Source organism: Lactobacillus sp. HBUAS51381 (assembly GCF_012641095.1).
Classification (GTDB): Bacteria; Bacillota; Bacilli; order Lactobacillales; family Lactobacillaceae; genus Levilactobacillus.
This window is the reverse complement of sequence record NZ_JAAVSC010000012.1, coordinates 21748-45113: the sequence shown is the minus strand read 5'-3', so window position 1 is coordinate 45113 and position 23366 is coordinate 21748. Positions and strand designations below refer to the sequence as shown.

The 23366-nt window shown below is 50.6% G+C and carries 20 protein-coding genes and 2 tRNA genes; 19 read left to right on the top strand and 3 right to left on the bottom strand.

Going from position 1 to position 23366, the window contains the following annotated elements:
* Nucleotides 1–145: 145 nt before the first annotated feature.
* The 8 genes from HEQ50_RS05855 (at nucleotide 146) to whiA (ending at nucleotide 10429) form a co-directional block, all read left to right on the top strand.
* Nucleotides 146–790, top strand: coding sequence for a YfbR-like 5'-deoxynucleotidase (locus HEQ50_RS05855; RefSeq protein WP_168899593.1), 645 nt, complete (start codon nucleotides 146–148; stop codon nucleotides 788–790).
* On the top strand, nucleotides 787–1308 hold the full coding sequence (locus tag HEQ50_RS05850) for an acetyltransferase (protein ID WP_168899592.1): 522 nt from the start codon (nucleotides 787–789) through the stop codon (nucleotides 1306–1308). Before HEQ50_RS05855 ends, HEQ50_RS05850 begins: the two co-directional genes overlap by 4 nt.
* A 210-nt stretch (nucleotides 1309–1518) precedes the next feature.
* A complete protein-coding gene (uvrB, locus tag HEQ50_RS05845) occupies nucleotides 1519–3525 on the top strand; it encodes an excinuclease ABC subunit UvrB (protein ID WP_168899591.1) in 2007 nt (668 codons plus the stop codon).
* A gap of 21 nt (nucleotides 3526–3546) precedes the next feature.
* Complete coding sequence (gene uvrA, locus HEQ50_RS05840) at nucleotides 3547–6396, top strand: excinuclease ABC subunit UvrA (protein WP_168899590.1); 2850 nt, start codon at nucleotides 3547–3549, stop codon at nucleotides 6394–6396.
* A gap of 158 nt (nucleotides 6397–6554) precedes the next feature.
* Nucleotides 6555–7097, top strand: coding sequence for an HdeD family acid-resistance protein (locus HEQ50_RS05835; protein WP_168899589.1), 543 nt, complete (start codon nucleotides 6555–6557; stop codon nucleotides 7095–7097).
* Nucleotides 7098–7592: 495 nt separating this feature from the next.
* On the top strand, nucleotides 7593–8477 hold the full coding sequence (gene rapZ / locus HEQ50_RS05830; RefSeq protein ID WP_168899588.1) for an RNase adapter RapZ: 885 nt from the start codon (nucleotides 7593–7595) through the stop codon (nucleotides 8475–8477).
* Nucleotides 8474–9487, top strand: a complete 1014-nt coding sequence (gene yvcK / locus HEQ50_RS05825) for a YvcK family protein (protein WP_168899587.1) — start codon at nucleotides 8474–8476, stop codon at nucleotides 9485–9487. The genes rapZ and yvcK overlap by 4 nt, the downstream gene beginning before the upstream one ends.
* Nucleotides 9488–9490: 3 nt before the next feature.
* Entirely contained in the window at nucleotides 9491–10429 is a 939-nt protein-coding gene (gene whiA, locus HEQ50_RS05820) for a DNA-binding protein WhiA (protein ID WP_168899586.1), read from the top strand.
* A 285-nt stretch (nucleotides 10430–10714) separates the two neighbouring features.
* On the opposite strand, the gene clpP is transcribed toward whiA, so the two are convergent.
* Entirely contained in the window at nucleotides 10715–11311 is a 597-nt protein-coding gene (clpP, locus tag HEQ50_RS05815) for an ATP-dependent Clp endopeptidase proteolytic subunit ClpP (protein WP_168899585.1), read from the bottom strand.
* Nucleotides 11312–11586: 275 nt separating this feature from the next.
* Here clpP and HEQ50_RS05810 point away from each other — a divergent pair, with 275 nt between their 5' ends.
* Nucleotides 11587–12036: a LytTR family DNA-binding domain-containing protein gene (locus tag HEQ50_RS05810; protein ID WP_168899584.1), complete on the top strand. Its 450-nt coding sequence runs from the start codon at nucleotides 11587–11589 to the stop codon at nucleotides 12034–12036.
* A 5-nt stretch (nucleotides 12037–12041) separates the two neighbouring features.
* Nucleotides 12042–12779, top strand: a complete 738-nt coding sequence (locus HEQ50_RS05805; RefSeq protein WP_168899583.1) for a LiaF domain-containing protein — start codon at nucleotides 12042–12044, stop codon at nucleotides 12777–12779.
* Nucleotides 12780–12874: 95 nt separating this feature from the next.
* Here HEQ50_RS05805 and HEQ50_RS05800 read toward each other — a convergent pair.
* Nucleotides 12875–12946 (bottom strand) — tRNA-Arg (locus tag HEQ50_RS05800).
* A gap of 193 nt (nucleotides 12947–13139) precedes the next feature.
* Here HEQ50_RS05800 and HEQ50_RS05795 point away from each other — a divergent pair.
* A complete protein-coding gene (locus HEQ50_RS05795) occupies nucleotides 13140–13748 on the top strand; it encodes an ECF transporter S component (protein ID WP_168899582.1) in 609 nt (202 codons plus the stop codon).
* 145 nt (nucleotides 13749–13893) lie between these two features.
* Here HEQ50_RS05795 and HEQ50_RS05790 read toward each other — a convergent pair.
* A tRNA-Arg gene (locus tag HEQ50_RS05790) sits at nucleotides 13894–13965 on the bottom strand.
* Nucleotides 13966–14220: 255 nt separating this feature from the next.
* Here HEQ50_RS05790 and HEQ50_RS05785 point away from each other — a divergent pair.
* The 8 genes from HEQ50_RS05785 (at nucleotide 14221) to secG (ending at nucleotide 23312) form a co-directional block, all read left to right on the top strand.
* Nucleotides 14221–15249 carry a sugar-binding transcriptional regulator gene (locus tag HEQ50_RS05785; protein WP_168899581.1) on the top strand — a complete coding sequence of 343 codons (1029 nt, stop codon included), beginning with the start codon at nucleotides 14221–14223 and terminating at the stop codon, nucleotides 15247–15249.
* Between the two features lie 69 nt (nucleotides 15250–15318).
* Nucleotides 15319–16329: a type I glyceraldehyde-3-phosphate dehydrogenase gene (gap, locus tag HEQ50_RS05780; RefSeq protein WP_168899580.1), complete on the top strand. Its 1011-nt coding sequence runs from the start codon at nucleotides 15319–15321 to the stop codon at nucleotides 16327–16329.
* A 189-nt stretch (nucleotides 16330–16518) separates the two neighbouring features.
* Nucleotides 16519–17721, top strand: a complete 1203-nt coding sequence (pgk, locus tag HEQ50_RS05775; protein WP_168899579.1) for a phosphoglycerate kinase — start codon at nucleotides 16519–16521, stop codon at nucleotides 17719–17721.
* Between the two features lie 143 nt (nucleotides 17722–17864).
* Nucleotides 17865–18623 (top strand): triose-phosphate isomerase, encoded by a 759-nt coding sequence (gene tpiA / locus HEQ50_RS05770; RefSeq protein ID WP_168899578.1) that lies wholly within the window; start codon nucleotides 17865–17867, stop codon nucleotides 18621–18623.
* A gap of 109 nt (nucleotides 18624–18732) precedes the next feature.
* Nucleotides 18733–20052 (top strand): phosphopyruvate hydratase, encoded by a 1320-nt coding sequence (eno, locus tag HEQ50_RS05765; RefSeq protein ID WP_168899577.1) that lies wholly within the window; start codon nucleotides 18733–18735, stop codon nucleotides 20050–20052.
* 120 nt (nucleotides 20053–20172) lie between these two features.
* On the top strand, nucleotides 20173–21363 hold the full coding sequence (locus tag HEQ50_RS05760) for an LPXTG cell wall anchor domain-containing protein (protein ID WP_168899576.1): 1191 nt from the start codon (nucleotides 20173–20175) through the stop codon (nucleotides 21361–21363).
* Nucleotides 21364–21422: 59 nt separating this feature from the next.
* Nucleotides 21423–22979 carry a ClC family H(+)/Cl(-) exchange transporter gene (locus HEQ50_RS05755; protein WP_168899575.1) on the top strand — a complete coding sequence of 519 codons (1557 nt, stop codon included), beginning with the start codon at nucleotides 21423–21425 and terminating at the stop codon, nucleotides 22977–22979.
* A 96-nt stretch (nucleotides 22980–23075) separates the two neighbouring features.
* Nucleotides 23076–23312 carry a preprotein translocase subunit SecG gene (gene secG / locus HEQ50_RS05750; protein WP_168899574.1) on the top strand — a complete coding sequence of 79 codons (237 nt, stop codon included), beginning with the start codon at nucleotides 23076–23078 and terminating at the stop codon, nucleotides 23310–23312.
* The last annotated feature ends 54 nt before the right edge of the window (nucleotides 23313–23366 follow it).

Below are 23366 nucleotides of genomic sequence, written 5' to 3'. Positions count from 1 at the left end.
AAGTCACGGGCCAGTGTTGGGCTGGCCGTACATAAGGTAGCCGGCTTTAACGACAAGGCACGAGTTTGAGTTAGGGAGATTAGCGCGCGTGTCGTCGAAGTTAGCCGATAATTAAAACTAAAATGAAATCGAGGAGTGGTTTTGTATGGGGATGAATCAATTTTTACAAAGCTTAAGTGATCTGGAAACAATCGACCGGGCCCCCGGTTACTTCAAATTCGAGCAACATTCCGTGGCGGCCCATTCGTTTAAGGTGGCCGAAGTTGCCCAATTCCTGGGCGACGTTGAGGAAGGCGCCGGACATCAGGTGAACTGGCGGCTGCTTTACGAGAAATCACTGAATCACGATTACACGGAGCGGTTCATTGGGGATATCAAGACGCCCGTTAAATACGCGACGCCCCAGTTACGGCAGATGCTAGCCGATGTGGAGTCTTCGCTGACGGCCAACTTTATTAAGAATGAAATTCCCGCGCAGTTCCAAGCGGCCTATACGCGTCGCTTGGGCGAGGGAAAGGATGATACCTTAGAGGGACAGATCCTGTCCGTGGCGGATAAGGTCGATTTGCTCTATGAATCCTTTGGCGAAATCCAAAAAGGAAATCCAGAACCGGTGTTCACTGAGATTTATCGTGAAAGTTTAACCACGATTTTAAAGTTTAAACAAATGGCCTGCGTCCAGTACTTCTTGGCGGAGGTGCTCCCAGAGATGCTGGCGACCGACTTTAGCGATCGTCAAAAGCTGGAAGCCTTAACGAACAAATTGTTGAAGCAAGGAGATCAAGCATGAAATTAGCTGAAGTTTGGAATCAAATGATCCCGGGGGCCATGGTACGGCCACTGACGCACGCTGATGATGATTTAATTTATGATTTTCAGGCCGCTCATCCGGCCTACTTTAATCATTTTCAAGACCACCCCGTGACCCGAAACGAGGCCATTCAGGATGTGACGGACGTCCCCATGAATGCCATGCCCGACCAGAAGGCCTATTTGGGTATCTTTCAGGACGATCAATTGGTGGTCTTGGTGGATCTGATTATTGACTATCCGCTCCCGAGCTTGGTTTGGCTGGGAATGTGGATGACCGATCGACAGTTAACGGACGAGCAAGCCGCTGATTACTATCACAGCTTAGTGGCGACGTTGCGGGCCGCTGGGGCAGTGCAACTCCAACTCAGCGTCTTCATGGGTGATCGGGACATGAAGCAGTTCTGGGAGGACCAGCAGCTGCAGGCGATTCAAACCACAACGGTCGTTCGGGGCGACCGAACGGCGAACGTGACGATCTATCAGGATAAGTTTTGAGCGTAAGCCGTGAGACTGGCGAAAGTATGTTCGGTATGGTAAAATATTTGGGCACGATGGGAAGCAGACTGTTTCCCATTTTTTCTGGTGAATGAAGAATTTTTACAGGCCATAAAGCTGGCCACTAAGAGTATTGTTGCTGCTAACCATCAGCTGACTGATGGGTTTAAATAATAATTTTAATGAAGAATTTGGTAGGGAGGTTATGCCATGATCGATCGACAATCGGATCGGAAGTTTGAGTTAGTGTCGAATTATCAACCCACAGGGGATCAACCGGAGGCCATTGCGCAACTGACCAAGGGACTCAACGACCATGAAAAGGCGCAGATTCTGTTGGGCGCCACTGGGACCGGGAAGACCTTTACGATTTCTAACGTGATTAAGAACGTCAACAAGCCCACGCTGGTGCTGTCCCATAACAAGACGTTAGCGGGCCAACTTTACGGTGAATTCAAGGAGTTCTTTCCGAACAACGCCGTGGAGTATTTTGTCAGTTATTATGATTACTATCAACCGGAGGCCTACGTGCCATCGAGCGATACCTATATCGAAAAGGATTCCTCAATTAACGATGAGATTGATAAGCTCCGGCACTCGGCGACCAGTTCACTGCTGGAACGTAACGATGTGATCGTCGTGGCGTCCGTTTCCTCAATCTTTGGGTTAGGGGACCCCACCGAATATAAGAATCACGTGGTTTCGCTACGGGTCGGTCAGGAGATCGAACGGGATGCTTTGCTACGTAAATTGGTTAACATTCAATTTGAACGTAACGATTACGACTTTCAACGGGGCCGGTTCCGGGTTCACGGGGACGTTGTGGAGATTTTCCCGGCGTCACGGGATGACTGGGCGCTGCGGGTCGAGTTCTTTGGCGATGAAATCGACCGCATCCGCGAAGTCGATTCGCTGACGGGTGAGATTGTGGGCGATCGTGAGCACGTTGCAATCTTCCCGGCTACCCACTTTATGACCAACGACGACATCATGGAGAAGGCCACGGCAGGCATCGAAGGTGAAATGAAGGATCGGGTCGCCGAACTAGAGAGCCAGAGTAAGCTACTCGAAGCCCAACGACTCAAGCAACGGACAACCTATGACCTAGAAATGATGCGGGAAATGGGTTATACGAGTGGGATCGAAAACTACTCACGGTGGATGGATGGTCGTAAGGCCGGCGAGCCACCGTACACGTTGCTGGACTTCTTCCCCAAAGACTTTTTGCTGGTTGTGGATGAATCTCACGTGACGATGCCTCAGGTGCGGGGGATGTATAACGGGGACCAAGCACGGAAGCAACAACTGGTGGACTATGGCTTCCGGTTGCCAAGTGCGTTGGATAACCGGCCCCTCAAGCTGTCCGAATTCGAACAACACGTCAATCAAGTGATCTACATGTCGGCTACACCGGGCCCTTACGAGCATGAGCAGACGAATCACGTGGTGCAACAGATCATTCGGCCAACCGGATTGCTCGACCCCACGATTGAGGTACGACCAATCATGGGTCAGATGGATGACTTAGTCGGGGAGATTAATCAACGCGTCGAGGCTAACGAGCGGACGTTTGTGACCACGTTGACCAAGAAGATGGCCGAAGACTTAACGGACTATCTAAAGGATCTCGGGATTAAAGTGGCCTATTTACACTCGGACATCAAGACGCTGGAGCGAACACAAATCATGCGAGACCTGCGTTTAGGCAAATACGATGTCCTAGTCGGCATTAACCTGCTGCGGGAAGGGATCGATATTCCTGAGGTCTCGCTTGTGGCGATTCTGGATGCCGATAAGGAAGGGTTCCTGCGTAACGAACGGTCGCTGATCCAGACGATCGGTCGGGCCGCCCGGAACGCCCACGGGGCAGTCGTGATGTATGCCGATTCTGTGACGGAATCCATGCAGGCCGCGATTGATGAGACGGCGCGACGGCGGAAGGTTCAGATGGCCTACAATAAGGAACACGGGATTACGCCGAAGACCATCATTAAGCCGATTCGGGACCTAATTGCCGTGACCAAGAAGAACGATCACGAAGGTGAAAAGGACGACTTTGTATCGAGTGACTTCGAAGATATGTCCAAGGACGATCAGCGGAAGTTAATCTCGCGGTTGGAAGATGAGATGCGGGCAGCCGCTAAGAAGCTAGACTTTGAACAGGCGGCTTCATTGCGCGACACTGTCATGGATATGAAGACCGAGATCGGAGATTAGGTCGAGTAAGGAGAATATGAATTGTTAAACGATAAAATCGTGATTCACGGCGCAAGAGCGCATAACTTAAAGGATATTGACGTCACTATCCCGAAGAACAAATTGGTCGTTATCAGTGGCCTTTCCGGTTCTGGGAAGAGTTCGTTGGCGTTCGATACCCTCTACGCGGAAGGCCAACGCCGTTACGTGGAAAGCCTGTCGTCCTACGCCCGTCAATTTTTAGGGCAAATGGACAAGCCCGATGTCGATTCGATCGATGGGTTGAGTCCCGCAATTTCGATCGACCAGAAGACGACCTCCAAGAACCCCCGGTCAACGGTCGGGACGGTTACCGAGATTAACGACTATCTACGGTTGTTGTGGGCCAGAGTCGGGACGCCCATCTGTCCCAATGATGGCACGAAGATTACCAGTCAGAGCGTTGAACAGATGGTCGATCAGGTGCTGGCTTTGCCGGAACGGACGAAGCTACAGGTGTTGTCGCCCATCGTCCGCGCCAAGAAAGGCCAGCACAAGAAGGTCTTTGACAAGATTCGGCGTGAAGGCTTCGTGCGCGTGCGGGTGGACGGCGATATCATGGATATTGATGATGTTCCCGAATTAAATAAGAATCAAAGCCACGACATTGCCATTGTGATTGACCGGATTGTGGTCAAGAGCGGGATTCGTTCCCGTCTGTTTGATTCCTTCGAGGCGGCCCTGCGTTTGAGCGGCGGGTATGCCATCGCCGATCTCATTGATGGCGAGCCCCTAATCTTCTCGGAGCACTATGCCTGTCCCGTCTGTGGGTTTACCGTGGGGGAATTGGAACCGCGGCTCTTCTCCTTTAACGCGCCATTTGGGGCCTGCCCGGACTGTGATGGCCTGGGGGTAAAGTTGGAGGTCGACCTGGATTTGGTCGTTCCTGACAAGACTAAGACGTTGCGTGAGGGTGCCCTAGCGCCGTGGAACCCCATCAGTTCGCAGTATTACCCGGCCCTCCTCGAACAGGCTGCGGCAGCCTTTAACGTGGATATGGACGTGCCCTTCAAGGACTTGCCTAAGGCCGACCAGAACCTGGTGCTCTACGGGTCTCAAGGGAAGGAATTTCACTTCCACTATGAAAATGACTTCGGCGGGGTCCGGGACGTTGACGTCGCCTTTGAGGGCGTGGTCCCCAACGTTGATCGCCGCTACAAGGAAACCAATAGCGATTTTACGCGTGACGTCATGCGTAAGTACATGGCCGAGTTGACTTGTCAGACGTGTCACGGGTACCGACTGAACCGTCAAGCACTAAGTGTTCAGGTGAACCATCAACACATTGGCGCGGTCTCCGATTTACCCGTTGACAAGGAACTGGCTTTCTTTAAGGATTTAAAGTTTGGCGAACAGAACCAAGTCATTGCCCAACCCATCCTCAAGGAAATTCGGGATCGGTTGACGTTCTTACGAAACGTCGGTCTGGACTACCTAACACTGAGCCGCTCCGCACGGACGCTGTCTGGTGGGGAAGCTCAACGGATTCGGTTGGCGACGCAGATTGGGTCAAACCTGTCGGGTGTTCTGTACATTTTGGATGAACCCTCGATTGGTCTCCATCAACGAGACAATGATCGGCTAATCGCGTCGTTGAAACAGATGCGTGACCTCGGGAATACCCTGATCGTGGTCGAACACGATGAGGATACCATGCGGGCCGCCGACTATATCGTGGATATTGGTCCGGGTGCCGGTGAGAACGGTGGTCACGTGATGGCCGCCGGCACGCCGAAACAGGTCATGCGTTCCCGGAAGTCATTGACCGGGCAATACCTGTCTGGCAAGCGTTACATTCCAGTACCGCTAACCCGGCGGCCCGGGAATGGCAAGTCCATTCGCGTGACCGGTGCGGCCGAGAACAACCTAAAGGATATTACAGTCGATTTTCCGTTGGGAGAATTCGTCGTGGTGACGGGGGTTTCCGGTTCCGGAAAGTCAACGCTGGTGAACACCATCTTGAAGCGCGCACTGGCGCAGAAGCTCAACCATAATTCCGAAAAACCCGGGAAATACAAGAGCATTGCCGGGGTCAAGAACATTGAACGACTGGTCGATATCGATCAGAGTCCAATTGGACGGACACCGCGGAGTAATCCCGCGACCTATACCGGGGTGTTTGACGACGTGCGGACGCTATTTGCCCAGACGAACGACGCTAAGATGCGGGGCTATCAAAAGGGCCGCTTTAGCTTCAATACCAAGGGTGGTCGGTGTGAGGCCTGCCACGGTGATGGAATCTTAAAGATTGAAATGAACTTTCTGCCCGACGTCTACGTGCCTTGTGAGGTGTGCCACGGTACGCGGTACAATTCCGAGACGCTGGAAGTCGAATACAAGGGGAAGAACATCGCGGACGTCTTGGATATGACGGTCAGCGAAGCCCTGAAGTTCTTCGAGGCCATCCCCAAGATTACCCGCAAACTCCAGACCATTCAGGACGTGGGTTTGGGCTACGTGAAGCTCGGTCAACCCGCCACCACGTTGTCTGGTGGGGAGGCTCAGCGGATGAAGCTGGCTTCCGAACTGCACAAGCAACAGAACGGGAAGAATTTCTATATTCTGGATGAACCCACCACGGGGCTGCATACCGACGACATCAAACGCCTGCTGACGGTGCTTCACCGGTTGGTCGATAAGGGCAACACGGTGTTAGTCATCGAACACAACTTGGATGTCATCAAGACGGCCGATCATTTGATTGATCTGGGGCCTGAAGGCGGGGAAGCTGGCGGTAACATCGTTGCCACCGGTACGCCGGAAGAGTTGGTTAAGGTCAAGAACAGCTATACTGGACAGTACCTGAAACCCGTTTTGGAACGGGATAAGGCGCGGACCGAGGCCGACGCTTAAGCAACGTCATGAAAATGTAAACTGGGGACGAGAAGACCGCAAATTGGCGGTTTTCCCGTCCCTTTTTGTTAGGTGAACTTGTTTACCTCAGCGAAAACCAGTACAATGGTTGAAAACCGGTCGACAGTTGACCGAAGTTGTGAGGAGATAATCAAACGATGTTTAATATGAATCGAACACGGTGGGGCTTTGACTGGAGCGAATTTATTCTCGGCATCTTATTCTTAGTTGCTGCGTATGGTCTTTTCCGGTCACCTAAGATTGGCCTAACTGGGTTAGCGATTATTTTTGCCATTATGGCGTTACTAAGCGGATTTACCACGATTGCCGGATACCGCAAGCTGCATGAGGTCACGGGAGTCCGTGCGAACTTTGCATTGGTGTTAGGTATCTTAGATATTCTGATTGCCGTGGTGTTCTTCTTCGATATGAACAGTGCCATCGTCACGTTGGGGTACCTATTTGCCATCTGGTTTATCGTTGATTCGTTGGAACGTTTACTGGTTGTCAGTCACCTACGAAGCTTTGGCGGCTTTTACTTCTGGCTCTCCATTATTTTTGATGTGTTAGCGTTGGTAGTGGGGATCATGTTGTTCGTCCATCCCGTTGTGGCGGCCTTGTCGCTGAACGGATTGATCGCCATTTTCTTCACCATCTTTGGCGTCAATGCCATCTGGATTTCTATCGCCCGTAGCCGGTAAACTGGACATGGCCCCTGCGGCTGTCAGCAATTTCGCCTGCAGCTAAAGGACGGGCTTCCGGCTCGCCTGGAAGCCCTGTACAGCTCGCAGGTCTCCCAAGTCGTCCCACGGTCTAAGCTGACCAGAAACGTCAGCTAACACCGTTGTCACGGCTGGCTCCATTGCTGGCCGCCTTCGGTACACTGGCGCGTGTTACCCGGTTGCGGCGTCTAGTACCGATCGCGTTGACAGGTATCCGGTTAATCTTAGTTACCGTCAAAGCTACGCGAACGGTAAGGCTGCCAGCACGACGCTGATTTGCTGGCCGCCGCAGGCAAAGCTGACATCCAATATAAAATGACAAGTAGCGCTAGCTCCGACCGAATGGTGGGGCTAGCGTTTTTGATAACAAGCGAAAGTTAACGGATTTTAGGAATTTAGGGGAAATGTTAGGAAAAGACACGCCCGGTGTGTTATACTGCTTAAAGACGTTTTTAAAGAAGCTGGAGGAGAATCATGACAAATGAAATCCATTTAGTCATCATAACTGGGATGAGTGGTGCCGGGAAGACCGTGGCCATGCAGAGTTTTGAAGATCTGGGGTATTTCTGTATTGACAATATGCCGCCTTCGTTACTGCCCAAGTTTTGGGATTTAGTCCGCGAATCTGGTAAGTTGTCGAAGATCGCCTTGGTTATTGATTTACGATCCCGGGCCTTTTACGACGAAATCGTCAAGATGTTAAATGATGTTGCGGTTCATGGCACCATGAACGCCCAAGTTCTATTCTTGGACGCGTCCGATGAGGAACTGGTTTCACGTTACAAGGAAACCCGGCGGTCCCATCCCCTGGCCAGAAATGGTCGTGTGATGGAAGGTATTCAACGAGAACGCCGACTGCTGTCACCGATTCGGCAGGCGGCTCAGTTGGTGATTGACACCACGTCGCTGAGCCCACGGAAACTGCGGGAGGAAATCTTCCACAACTACGAGACCGAGTCGGCTCAAGTCTTTCACATTGAGGTCATGTCATTTGGCTTTAAATACGGATTGCCGATTGATGCCGATATTGTCATGGACGTTCGGTTTCTCCCTAACCCGTACTACATTCCGGCGTTACGGAATCAGACGGGGAAGGATCAGGAGGTCTACGACTACGTCATGGCGCAACCGCAAACCGAAGAATTTTATGAACAATTCATCAAGCTCCTCACGACGATCGTGCCGGGCTACAAAAAAGAAGGTAAGGCGAACCTTACCATTGCGATTGGCTGTACGGGCGGACAACATCGTTCCGTAGCCTTGGCAACACGGATTGGGCAGGCGTTAGGCAATACGTACCCCGTTCACGTGACCCATCGCGATATTGAGAAGCGAAAGGAGTCCGCTAACCGATCATGAGAGATCCATTGCGTACCCGCCGGCCCAAGATTGTGGTCATCGGTGGGGGGACTGGTTTACCGGTCATCTTAAGCAATCTGCGCGACCGTGATGTCGATATCACGGCCGTCGTGACGGTTGCCGATGACGGCGGTTCCTCTGGGATTATTCGACACTACGTTAACGTGGTGCCGCCTGGAGATATCCGTAACGTCATGGTGGCTCTGGCCGAAGTCCCATCTATTTATAAAGACCTGTTTCAATACCGATTCGAAACGACTGATGATTTCTTTGCTGGCCACGCCATTGGAAACCTAATCATTGCCGCCCTATCGGAAATGAAGGGTGGTATTTTTGATGCCGTCCAAGAACTGTCTCAACTCATGCGCGTGAACGGCCACATCTATCCGGCCGCCAACGAGCCATTGGAGTTGCACGCCCAATTTGCCGACGGCAGTACGCTCAGTGGTGAGTCCGAGATTACGGCGGCACATAAGCTGATTAAGCGGGTGTGGGTCGAGACCAGTGATCATCACACCCAGCCACATGCGGTCCAGCAAGTGATCGATGCGATCATGGATGCCGATCAGATTGTGTTGGGACCGGGGAGTTTGTTTACCAGCATTTTGCCAAACTTAATGATTGAGAGCGTGGGGAAAGCCGTTAGGGAGAGTCCCGCTGAAGTGGTCTACATCTGCAATATCATGACGCAGAAGGGTGAGACGGAAAACTTCACGGACGCCGATCACGTCCACGTGCTCAATCAACATTTAAATGAAAACTTTATCGATACGGTCTTGGTCAATTCACGGACCGTGCCGGATCAGTACATTGATTACCAACGCTGGGACGAAATGTCGCAGCCCGTTCGTCACGATTTCCAGGGACTCCGCGATCAGGGGTGTCGGGTAATTTCGACGGACTTTCTCGAACTACGCGATAACGGGGCCTTTCATAACGGGCAAGAAGTGGTGAATGAGCTGCTGAACCTGATTGGGCAACCGCGCTATCGCATGAAACGGAGGCCTTAACGAATGTCATATGCCAGTGAAGTGAAGAAAGAATTAACCACCCTTGAAGTTCATCGGGACAACGCCAAAGCCGAGCTGGTAGCGTTGATCCGCATGAATGGTGCGTTGGGCTTAGCCAACCATCGTTTTGTCTTGAATGTTCAGACGGAAAACCCGGCGATTGCGCGGCGGATGTACCAGTTACTTAAGCAGTTCTATGATTTGGAAAGTGAACTGTTGGTGCGGCGCAAGATGAAACTAAAGAAAAACAACCTCTACATTGTGCGGGTGAAGACCGGTGTTACGGAAGTGTTGTCTGATTTAGGCATCTTTGATGGCATGCAACTGCTCGAATCCGTTCCGGCGGAGATTTTAAATTCCGATATGTCGGTGCGGTCGTATCTCCGGGGGGCTTTCCTCGCCGGAGGGTCCGTGAACAATCCGGAAACCAGCCGGTACCACCTGGAGATTTACTCTCTATATGAAGAGCACAATCAGATGATTGCGGAAATGATGAACCGCTACAACCTGAACGCGCGGACCATCGTGCGGCGGAGTGGCTACATCACCTATCTCAAGAGTGCTGAAGAGATTGCGGATTTTCTCTCGCTGATTGGGGCGACGACCTCCATGCTCAAGTTCGAGGACATTCGGATTATGCGGGATATGCGGAACTCCGTCAATCGTCTGGTCAACTGCGAGAATGCCAACCTGGATAAGGTGGCCAACGCCTCAACGCGTCAGATTGATAACATTCAATTTATCGATGCAACGGTTGGCTTGGGCCAATTACCGATCAAGCTGCGAGAAGTCGCCGAGACCCGGCTGGCCCATAAGGAAGTTAGCCTGAAGGAATTGGGTGACCTCGTACCCGGCGGTCCCATCTCTAAGTCGGGGATCAACCACCGTTTACGGAAGATTAACGACTATGCCAAGCAATTACGCGAACAGGCGTCGGCTTAACCCGGTGTTGTTCGCCTAGTCATTTGCGATGCTGTGAATAAGAAAACCTTGAAGCTAATCATGAAAGGACCCAGGTGAAACCGCTCGGGTCCTTTTTTGAAACGATAGGTAGCAAAAAAGAGTTTGGACAAAACGCCCAGACTCTTGGTGTCTCTAAATGTAAATTTCTGAAATATGGACCAAGGGGCAGCTGGTTCCGCTTAAACCAGCTAATCGCCCTTTGTCCTACGCTTGCAAAAAAACACCCAGTGGCCACAGCCACTGGGTGTTTTCGATTAACTTAAATTACTTCTTTTGTTCACTACTGTTGGTCATGATGTGGTCGATTAACCCATAATCAACGGCTTCTTGGGCACTCAAGTAGTTATCCCGTTCAGTATCTTGGTTCAAACGTTCAACGGGTTGACCGGAATTGTCGGCCAAGATCTTGTTGATTAATTCACGCGTCTTCAAGATTTCCCGCGCCGCAATTTCAATTTCGGTTTGTTGACCTTGAGCACCACCAGATGGTTGGTGAATCATTACTTGGGCGTGAGGCAAGGCAAACCGCTTGCCCTTGGTCCCGGATGAAGCCAAGACACTGGCCATGGAAGCTGCCATCCCTAAGGTGATCGTTTGCACGTCAGATTGGATGAAGTTCATGGTATCGTAGATGGCTAAGCCGGAAGACACCACACCACCAGGTGAGTTGATGTAAAGCGAAATGTCCTTGGTGGAGTCTTGGGCATCCAAGAAGAGCAATTGTGCAATGATGGCGTTGGCCATGTCATCTTCAATTGGGCCGGACAACATAATAATTCGGTCCTTTAAAAGTCGTGAATAGATATCATAGGCCCGTTCGCCACGGGATGATTGTTCAATAACTGTAGGTACTAAATTCATGACAAGATAGCCTCCCTTATTTAATTAACGTAGAAATGGCTAGCGATTGCTAACATGTTGCTAGTGTACCGCTATGGTCAGAATAGGTCAAACAATATGACTTCAATAATTATGACAACCATTTGACTAGAACTATCATACCAGAAATTGGCTAAACGTCACGTATTCTATCACTTGGGCGACCAGTTACGTTAGGAGAGTGACCACTTACGGAAAAGCTATTTATTTTTCGCTGACCGTATGGTTAACTAAGAAAGACGAAAGGGGGAGACGACTTGAAAATTCACGTTGTGGTTGATCCACAACTCACCGAGCCCGAAGTGACCGTGCGCGTACCGTCGCGGACGCCGCTGGTCGATCAGGTAGTCGCCGCGGTGGAGAACGTCGCAGCGGGCGACCGTCAATTGACGTTTAGCTGGCACGGTGAGCGCTATCGCGTCAATCTCGTGGATATTCTGTTCTTCGAGGCCAATGATCATCAAGTGGCGGTGCACACGGCGACAGCGATGTACACGACCAGTCAGCGACTATACGAGTTGGCGGACAGCCTACCACCGCAGTTTACGCGGGTTTCCAAGTCGGCCATCCTCAATCGGGCACAGGTCTTCTCACTGGAACATTCGGTGACGGGCAACCTGGTTAAATTTCAGAATTCACACAAGCAACTCTACGTTTCGCGTCGTTACTATCAGGCGTTGAAACGGGCATTAGAGGAAAAGGGGTAAGTAATATGCGTAAACAAGCAAATTGGTTCTGGGGCGTCTTTCTCGTCTTGGGCGCCGTCGTGCTGGTCACCAGTCAACTGGGGATTTTTAGCTATCATGTGGGACTTTGGCCACTCTTACTCGCGGTGTTTCTAGTCGCAGCGTTCGTCGAGAGTCTCATGCATTTAGCCGTTTGGGGGATGGTGTTCTCACTGGCCTTTCTGGCGATTATCTTTGCCCAACCACTGGGGATCGCAGCCTTGGCACCCTGGACCATCCTGATTGCGGCGGTCCTGTTGTCATTGGGCCTGTCACTCATCATTCGCCCTAAGCGTTGGTACCATTACGATTGGCGAACGCAGGGAAATTGGTCACACCATCATCACCGCGATTGGTCGCGACACGACGTCGATGATGTAGAGACATTGAATGATGCCGACATCGCGGTCAATGTAAACATGAGTAATAGCATCCGGTATCTGCAATCGACTGATTTTCGCCGCGCCAACGTCCGGGTCTCGATGGGAAACGCCAAGCTTTACTTTGACGACGTGACGCTAAGTGATCAAGGCGCGACCATTACCGTCGATGCGCATCTGGGAGGCGTCCAGTTGTATATCCCAACGGCGTGGAACGTCAAGGTCGATGTGGACGCCGATCTCGGGAGTGTCGAGACGACTGGGGATCCCGCCGGTACGGATGGGCCGACGGTGATCATCAACGGTCGGGTCTCACTCGGTGGTCTGGGGATTATTTATATTTAAATGATTGGCGTGCGCGTGATTCCAGCGAGCACGCCATTTTTAGATTAAAAAAGGTCCCATCCACGAGGGATGAGACCAAGCCGCTTTGGTAGTGATGCGCCCGGAGGGAATCGAACCCCCATTTCAAGAACCGGAATCTTACGTGCGATCCATTACACTACGGGCGCATAGTGATTAACAACACCTTAACCACTATAACTGATTTTGGATAAAAATACAAGCACGATTCTTCTAGAAACTGGAAATTAAATCGCGAGTGGCTTGGGACCGTAATCCGCCGGTAGAACCAATTGTCAAGTCGCCATTATTCGGGAAATCATGCTATAATATCGGCATTAACGTTTCAGTGGAGGAAAATAAATGACGCGACATAAAACTTTTCGCCTCGTCGTGGATGCATTGTTGATGGCGATTGTCTTACTACAAAATATTTTGCCGTTTCTGGGGTACATTCCGTTGGGGCCATTCAGCATGACGTTGATCGGTCTTACGGTGATTGTGGCTGGCACGGCGCTAGGACCCAAGGATGGGATGCTCATTGGTGGTTTCTGGGGACTGATTACGTTTGTTCGGGCGTTTACCTGGCCATCGAGTCCGGTAGCCCCACTGGTCTTCACCAATCCGTTGGTATCGGTGGTCCCACGCCTCTTAATGGGGTTGGGTGCCGGCCTGATTTATTTGTGGGGCCGTAACCGGCAGTGGTCGATGCGCCGGTCAATGGCCTGGGCCGCAGCAGTGGGGGCCTTGATTAACACGTTACTGGTATTGGGCTTAGTCTTTTTCTTCTATCAAACACCGGCCGTGGCAACCGCGTTTGGTGCGAAAGGCAACCAGACGCTGGGCTACGTCCTGATGCTCTCGTTGGTGACCAATGCCATTCCCGAGCTGATCTTAGATGTGTTGGTGGCGCCGCTGATTGCCGTACCCCTGCGGCGGCGTTGGGATAAAATCAACCACGTCGTGCGGTAGATCAATTGATAGATAGCCTAAGAAAAACCGTGAGGTCCAGTAGGCCCTCACGGTTTTTAGTCGTCTCAGGGAGTAGGAAAGGCTAGGTCGCCAGCTAAACACCGCAACAAAAAAACCGCAACCATCGCTGGTTACGGCTAACTGATGCGCCCGGAGGGAATCGAACCCCCATTTCAAGAACCGGAATCTTACGTGCGATCCATTACACTACGGGCGCAACATGCTTTGCTCTTTTTGAGCACCTAACTACTATAACTGAAGCTGAATATAAATTCAAGGGGTCGTTTAAATATTTTTAATTTCTGCGCTACAGCCTCCCAAATCTTCGGGAGTGTTGGCTTGCAAAGTCGTGGTGAGGGGCTTATACTAACAAACGTAAAGGTTAGCGAGGGTTGACCTGAATTTTTTTGATTAAGGTGGGCGCTAGATGGCCCTAGGTGGTCGCCAAACGTCCCACTAGGAGGTAAGTCGGATGCGTGAAGATTGGCAATGGGTTGAAGCCATCATGCCCCAAATGGTGACGAAATTAACCAGCCGGTTCCGCGTCTTACAAGGCATCGCAAACACGCAACCGGTGGGGCGGCGAACGTTAGCCCTCCATCTAGATTGTTCTGAGCGAACGGTTCGCACGACGACGGACGCTTTAGCTGAACTTGGCTTTGTCCAGATGTCGGTTAAGGGGATGCAAATCACCCAGGCGGGCCAGCAGCTTTTACGGGGCTTGGCACCGGTGATGAACGACCTGTCCGGTTGGCAAGAACGCGAGCAACAGTTGGCGACTAAGCTACACATTGCCCACTGCACGATTGTGCCCGGTGATAGTACCGCACCCACGGGATCGTTACTTGCCATGGCACAGGCGGCCCAACAGGTCTTAACCGATCAATTGCCACTAGGTAAGAGTACCATCGCCGTGATGGGCGGTCACACGTTGGCCACCGTGGCTTCGGTATTGACGCCGGCCTTGTCGATTAACCGGCAATTGCTGTTTGTACCGGCACGCGGTGGGGTTGGCGAATCACCAGCCATCCAAGCCAATGCGGTCAGTGCCCAGATGGCCCAGCAGACCAACGGCCAGTTCCGTTCTCTGTTTATTCCTGAGCAATTAAACACGGCGACCTACAAGCCGCTGTTTGCGGAGCCCGCGATTCATGAGGTGCTCCAGTTGATTGCCCACAGTAACGTTGTGATTCACGGCATTGGTCAGGCTTTCGTGATGGCCAAGCGCCGAAAAATTTCACCCCACGTGATTGCCGACTTAACGGCGGCACATGCCGTGGGGGAGGCCTTTGGCCATTTCTTCGATGCCGAGGGTCACGTGGTCAGTAAATTTCCCCGAATTGGGGTAGAGATTGCTGATTTAGCCGCTAAAGAATTAGTCATCGCCGTTGCCGGCGGTGCCGAGAAGGGGGCTGCAATTGCGGCCTACATGCATTTAGCGCCAGCTTCGACTTGGTTAATTACCGATGAGGGAGCTGCTGACTTTGTTTTAAAAAAGTGATACACTTAACACGTACTGCTTTTTAAAAAAATTATTCTTTATTTGCTTCCTGAAGGAGGAAATCACAGTATGACTGTAAAGATTGGTATTAATGGTTTCGGACGTATCGGCCGTTTGGCTTTCAAGCGGATTCACGAACTCCACTCAAGTGACATCGAAGTTGTTGCCATCAACGATTTGACGACACCTTCAATGTTAGCTTACTTGTTGAAGTATGACTCAACTCATGGCCGTTTCCCTGGTGAAGTTTCATCAACGGATAAGGGGATCGTGGTTGACGGTAAGGAATACCCTGTATACGCTGAACCAAAGGCTCAAAACATTCCTTGGGTTAAGAACGACGGTGTTGACTTCGTCCTCGAATGTACCGGTTTCTACACTTCCGAAGAAAAGTCTCAAGCACATATCGATGCTGGTGTTAAGCGGGTATTGATCTCCGCTCCAGCCGGTGCCGTTACGACTGTTGTTCCTGGCGTTAACTTGGACGTCTTGAGCAAGGACGATGTGATCGTTTCTGCTGGTTCTTGCACGACCAACTGCTTGGCCCCAATGGCATACTTCTTAAACGAAGAATTTGGCATCAAGGCTGGGACGATGACGACTATCCACGCCTTCACTTCTACGCAAATGATCTTGGATGGCCCTCGTGGCAAGAAGATGCGTAACAACCGTACCGCAAGCATCAACACCATTCCTCACTCAACTGGTGCTGCTAAGGCTATCGGTTTAGTTATCCCTGACTTAAAGGGTAAGTTACAAGGCCATGCACAACGTGTTGGTGTTGTTGATGGTTCTTTGACTGAATTGGTAACTGTTCTGGACAAGAAGGTTACTGCTGACGAAGTCAACGAAGCAATCAAGAAGCACACTGAAGGTAACGATGCCTTTGGTTACAACGCTGATGAAATTGTTTCAACTGATATCATCGACGACGATCATGGTTCCGTATTTGATCCAACTCAAACGGAAGTTACGACTGCCGGTGACACCCAATTGGTTAAGACCGTTGCTTGGTACGATAACGAATGGGGCTTCACTTGCAACATGGTCCGGACCTTATTGCACTTCGCTACGCTCTAATCAGCTAGCGGCGCAAGTCGGTTAAATTTAAACAGTTAATGAGTTAAACGCGGCGGAGGAGGGCATTCTCCGACGCGTTTTTCATTGGTTTTGAAAATTAGCACAAGTCCTTTGAAATCTGAAGGTAAGTGCTGTATATTGTGAAAGTAATCTTTTATTTTGATAAGCAATCAAGGAGGGTTTTCTAAATTGGCTAAATTAACAGTTTCTGATTTAGACTTAAAGGGCAAAAAAGTCCTTATGCGGGTCGACTTCAACGTCCCAATCAAAGACGGTGTGATCGGTAACGATAACCGTATCGTGGCTGCATTACCAACGATCAAGTACGTAAGTGAACATGGTGGTAAGGCCATCCTGTTATCCCACTTAGGTCGGATCAAGAAGGAAGAAGACAAGCCAGGTTTGTCCATGCGTCCAGTCGCAGAACGCCTGTCCAACTTGTTAAACAAGCCAGTTACCTTCGTCCCAACGACGGAAGGTAAGCAACTCGAAGATGCGATTGATGGTCTGAACGACGGCGATGTTTTAGTTATGGAAAACACCCGTTACGAAGACGTTAAGAATGGCGAAAACGTTAAGCGTGAATCCGGTAATGACCCTGAATTGGGCAAGTACTGGGCTTCATTGGGTGACGTCTTCGTTAACGATGCGTTTGGGACGGCTCACCGTTCTCACGCGTCTAACGTCGGCATTGCGTCTAACATGGGCCAAACCGCCGCTGGTTTCTTAATGGAAAAGGAAATCAAGTTTATCGGTGGTGCCGTGGACAACCCTGAACACCCATTCGTTGCTATCTTGGGTGGTGCCAAGGTTTCCGACAAGATCGGTGTGATCGACAACTTGCTGGCTAAGGCCGACAAGATTCTTATCGGTGGTGGGATGACTTACACGTTCTACGCTGCTAAGGGTATGAAGATTGGGAACTCTTTGGTTGAAAAGGACAAGATTGATTTAGCCAAGGAAATCTTGGACAAGGCCGGCGACAAGTTGGTTCTGCCTACGGATTCCGTGGTTGCTGAAAAGTTTGATAACGATGCCGCTCACAAGACGGTTGACGGCGATATTCCTGATGGCTACATGGCCTTGGATATCGGACCAAAGTCGATTGCTGAATTCGAAGATGTTTTGAAGTCAGCTAAGACGGTGGTTTGGAACGGCCCAATGGGTGTCTTCGAAATGAGTAATTATGCAGAAGGTACCTTGGAAATTGGTAAGTTCTTGGGCACTTTGACCGAAGCTAAGACCATCGTTGGTGGTGGGGACTCCACTGCTGCCGTTCAACAACTCGGTGTTGCTGACAAGTTGTCCCACATTTCTACTGGTGGTGGCGCTTCTCTGGAATACCTTGAAGGTAAGACGTTACCAGGAATTGCCGCAATTTCTGATAAGTAAATTTATAAAGAGCTGTGGTGCCAGTCATCATGGCTTTTTATTATGACACACGCTGGTTGTGAAGACACTTCACTGGCTAATTGACGGTGAGTTCGGTAAGATGATGAGCGTAGTCAATTTATTTTGAGAAAGGGTGGATTAGGTTGCGGATACCCCTGATTGCAGGTAACTGGAAAATGAATAAGTCGGTTGCGGAAGCTCGCAGTTTCATCGAAGCTATTCAGGGCAAGTTACCGGCTGCTGATACCGTGGAAACGGCGATTGCAGCGCCTGCTTTATTTCTACAAACGATGTTGGATGCCAACCGAGACGATGTCTTACGGATTGCAGCGGAAACGTGTTATTACGAAGACGAGGGGGCCTATACGGGTGAAACCAGCCCTAAGGCACTTCACGAGATGGGGATTCCCTATACGATTGTGGGGCATTCCGAACGGCGACGGTACTTTAACGAAACGGATGATGTGATCAACCGTAAAGTCCTCGCGGTTTTGCGCAACGGCATGACCCCAATCGTGTGTTGTGATGAGACGATGGGTCGACGTGAGTCCGGTGAAAAGATTCACTGGGTCGTCAACCAAGTCACCGCTGCCCTGAAAGGGGTTAGTCTTGAGGAAGCGTCGAAGATTGTGATTGCCTACGAACCCAGTTGGGCAATTGGCAGTGGCACCTCGGCATCGTCTGACCAGGCGGAAGAGGGCTGTTACCTGATCCGCCAGACGTTAGCCGACATTTATTCGGATGAAATGGCTAACGGGGTTCGCGTTTTGTACGGTGGGAGTGTTAAGCCCGACAACATCGCTGGGCTCATGCAACGAGACAACGTCGACGGGGTTCTTGCCGGCGGGTCTAGCCTCGATGAACAGTCATTTATTCAGCTCGCAAACTACCAAAATTTGTAAAACGGTCAAAATGTGATTGAAAGTTCAAAGTTAAACTTATAGAATGATACATGGGATGGTTGTCTAGTTCCCGTGAAGCCAAACTTTCATAAGGAGAGAATACAAAAAAATGTCTATTATTTCTGATATTTACGCACGCGAAGTCTTAGATTCTCGTGGTAACCCAACTGTTGAAGTTGAACTCTACACTGAAGCCGGTGCTATGGGCCGGGGGATCGTTCCTTCTGGTGCCTCAACTGGTGAACACGAAGCCGTTGAACTTCGTGATGGCGACAAGAGTCGTTTCATGGGTAAGGGTGTTACCAAGGCCGTTGACAACGTTAACAACCTGATTGCCAAGGAAATTGTTGGCTACGATGTTACCGACCAACGCGCTATCGACCAAGCCATGATCGACTTGGATGGGACGCCAAACAAGGGTAAGTTAGGCGCTAACGCCATCTTAGGTGTTTCCTTAGCCGCTGCCCGTGCTGCTGCTGACGAATTAGGCCAACCTCTGTACAACTACTTAGGCGGGTTCAATGGTCACGTTTTACCTACACCAATGATGAACGTTATCAACGGTGGGAAGCACGCCAACAACAAGGTTGACTTCCAAGAATTCATGATCATGCCTGTTGGTGCTAAGAGTGTCAAGGAAGCTATCCGGATGGGTTCCGAAACGTTCCACAACTTGAAGAACTTGTTGAACGAAAAGGGCTACTCAACGGCCGTTGGTGACGAAGGTGGTTTCGCACCTGACTTGAAGAACAACGAAGAACCATTCGAAATCTTAGTTGAAGCTATCAAGAATGCCGGCTACGTCCCTGGTAAGGATGTTGCGATTGCCTTTGACTGTGCCTCATCAGAATTCTACAACGCTGACACCAAGAAGTACGAACTTAAGGGTGACGGCAAGGAATACACTGCTGACGAATTCGTTACCTTACTTGAAGGTATCGTTGACAAGTACCCAGTTGTTTCTATCGAAGATCCTTTGGATGAAAACGAATGGGAAGATTGGCAAATGGCTACGAAGCGCTTAGGCAAGAAGGTCCAAATCGTGGGTGACGACTTGTTCGTTACGAACACGGACTATTTGGCTAAGGGGATCAAGATGGGCGTTGGTAACTCTATCTTAATCAAGCTGAACCAAATCGGGACTTTGACTGAAACTGTTGAAGCCGTTGAAATGGCTAAGCAAGCTGGCTACACGGCCGTTATCTCTCACCGTTCTGGTGAAACTGAAGACACGACGATCGCCGACTTAGTGGTTGCTTTGAACGCTGGTCAAATCAAGACTGGTTCAATGAGCCGTGGCGAACGGATTGCGAAGTACAACCAATTAATGCGGATCGAAGACCAATTAGGTAAGACTTCCGAATACAAGGGGATTCACTCCTTCTATAACTTGGACGAAGACGCACGTTTGGCCATCGTTAACAAGTAAATTCAAAAGTTAAATCAGAAAGTGGTTGCGACTCACTGCGGTGGGTGGCGACCACTTTTTTATTTTCCCGAAAATATTTCGCTACCTTTTGCGGAGTTAGGCGGTATAAGGGGGAATTTGATGATGAAGATGAATTGGCAACAAGGCGTAATGCTGGGCTTGTTTGCGGGCGGCTTTTTGATTGGGACTGGTGGTGTGGTGGGGCTGGCGGATGAGCGTAAACCGTATGATCTTCAGATTAACTATTACATTGCGGCATTGGATGAAGGCTTGCAAGAATCCAGACGATTTTATACGACAGAGAAGGTACGCGTAACCCCTGGAGAGGCACTGAACGGTAGGCCAGAACTGGCTGTATTCCTGTCGAATACGCGCAGCAATGCGAAAGCCCCCGATCCGTCAACGTTAAATGGTCCTATGAACTGGACTTACTCGGGTACACGAAAGTTTGCGAATGTTAAGCTAAAGTATGTTAATACCAAGAGTAAATTAGTGGTTTCCGATAGAATGATTAGGGGAAATGTGACAGTTGGCGGGAAGTTGAATATTTCTGCGCCTACCGGATATCAGTTGGTGAATGCGGACGATACTAATCGGATAGTCAAATCAATAAGTGAAGAATGGCATGTAATGGTAACGCCGAAGACAACTACGACGGGATCAACTGAACCAGATGAATCCGGAACCTCTCAACCGGAACCACAGCCAACTAAGCCAGGAGAATCAGAGCCGGAGAAGCCATCTGAGCCGGATTCTAACCCAGGGGATATGAAACCCGGAGAGCCGAACTCGGGAGAGACAAAACCCGAGAAACCAACTCCCGAGGACCCTAACACTACGCCCCACCCAGGAGGCAATCCCGCTCCGATTCAGCCCACGACGCCTAGCCCAATCCCTCACCCTCAGCCAACCTTGCCGCTCACCCCGCCATCATCGGTTGTCACCGATAGACGGAAACCGGTTGGTAAGGTCCCCACAGTTACCGTTCCCCGACCTCACGTCACGGCCGAGTCGGCACAACCTAACACCGACACCAACCTGGATCACGTCTCAGAACTCACTGAACACCCCATTACGGCCATTACGGATGACTCACTAGCAACTATGCCAGCCACGACGACTAAGCCGTCTCAGGGCGCTAAGAAGCCCCATTCAGAGAAGCTACCGGTTGGTGGTCGTCAATGGCGTGTTTCAAGTACGCGCCGCCAAAAATTACCACAAACGAACGAACAAACGTCAAAGGGGAGCTTGCTAGGGTTGGTAGCGCTAGCAGGAATTGGACTCAGTCGTTTTTGGCGCTTCCGTGACTGAACTCCGCTAAATCTGTGATAGACTAATTGGTGGACGATAAAAAACGGAGGAATCAGCACATGCAGAAGAAACAACACATTCAACCAGATTTAACGCGGTTAAACGCCATTTTCTTTGGAGCCCTCGTGGGGCTATTTGCGGGAATCGTGGTGAGTGTGTTTCGCCTGCTGATTGAGCATATGCTGATTTTCGTACAAGGCATTTACGGCTGGCTGGGGCAGCATCCGTGGTGGCTGATCCCCTGGGCCATCCTGCTGGTTGGCGTGGCTTTGTTAGTGGGGCATTGGGTCAAGCAGTCGCCGATGATTAAGGGGTCTGGGATTCCCCAAGTTGAGGGCCAGTTGGCCGGAGAGTTGGACTATGCGTGGTGGCCGGTGCTCTGGAAGAAGTTTGTCAGTGGTGTCTTGGGCATTGGCTCTGGACTCTTTCTGGGACGAGAAGGCCCGTCGATTCAGTTAGGCGGGACCGTCGCTCAGGGATTGGCTTATCGCATGGGCTTTAAGGGAACCCAGCGTCGGTTGGTCATTGCCGGCGGTGCGGCCGCGGGGCTTTCGGCGGCGTTTAATGCGCCAATTGCCTCAACATTATTTATTCTTGAAGAGGTCTACCACAGCTTCTCAACTTTAGTCTGGCTAACCGCCTTGACTAGCGCGGTCGTGGCCAACTTTGTTTCCAATGGTATTTTTGGCTTAACGCCCGTGTTACATATTAATTATCATCAAGCCCTGCCCCTGAAATATTACGGGCTACTGCTACTATTAGGCATTGGTCTCGGCGTATTGGGGTATGGTTATCAGTGGGTAACCCTGCATGTCGGTAGCTGGTATGCTCGACTCAAATGGTTACCGCGACATCTCGATGGAGTGATTCCGTTTCTTGCGGTGATTCCGATTGGATTAATGTGGCCGCTGGCTTTAGGCGGTGGGAATCAGATGATTGTGACTTTTGCCAAAAATACGCCTTTACTGTTGCCCCTGATTGGCTACTTTATTTTGCGGTTCTGCTTCTCAACCGTTAGCTATGGTTCCGGTTTACCCGGCGGGATCTTTCTACCGATCTTGACGCTGGGGGCATTACTGGGGGCAATTGGAGCCCGGCTATTTGTCTTAATGGGCTGGCTGCCCGCCATGTTCGTGGCGAATTTCATTATTTACGCCATGGCCGGCTATTTCGCGGGGATTTCTAAGGCACCATTTACGGCGATTCTACTCATTACGGAAATGGTGGGGACACTCCACCATCTGATGCCACTAGCCGTGGTCGCAATCGTGGCCTACATCACGGTTGACCTACTGGGTGGTGCGCCAATCTACGAAGCCATGCTACAGCAGCTAGTGAAGCCGGCCGAGGCCAATCGGGATGGCGTGGCCGATCGGGTGGAGTATCCGGTTGGCGAGAATTCCGGCTTCGACAGCCAACAGGTGCGCGACCTGACTTGGCCGGAAGGGTCACTATTGGTGGCGGTTCGACGTGGTGAACGGGAGGTTATTCCCAACGGTGATACCATCATTAAGTCGGGGGATACTCTGATTATCTTCACCTATCACCACAACCGGGCTTATGTCCGTCAACAGCTGACGCAATTAAATAATTCTCCCCATCGCTTACTGGATTAAGTGAGCGCAGGACTGGTAAAACCAGCGCGACTATGATAAATTAGGAAGAGTATAGTTAGACCTATTAGACCTATTCGATAGGTAGGAGGCAAATTTGTGTATAATTTTTTAATGACTTGTATTTTAATTGTCAGTGTTTTAATCATTATTGCGGTAATGATGCAACCTGCTAAGACCAACGATGCTTTGTCTGCTTTATCCGGTGGTGCTGATGACTTATTCGCTAAGTCCAAGCCACGTGGTTTTGAAGCCTTCATGCAAAAGGTCACCGTCGTCTTGGGGGCAATCTTCTTTGGATTGGCACTGGCTTTAGTTTTTCTATCTTCACACTAGAGATTTGAGCCTCCTGTTTGTGTTTGCTACAGGGGGCTTTTTTACAGCTAGTGA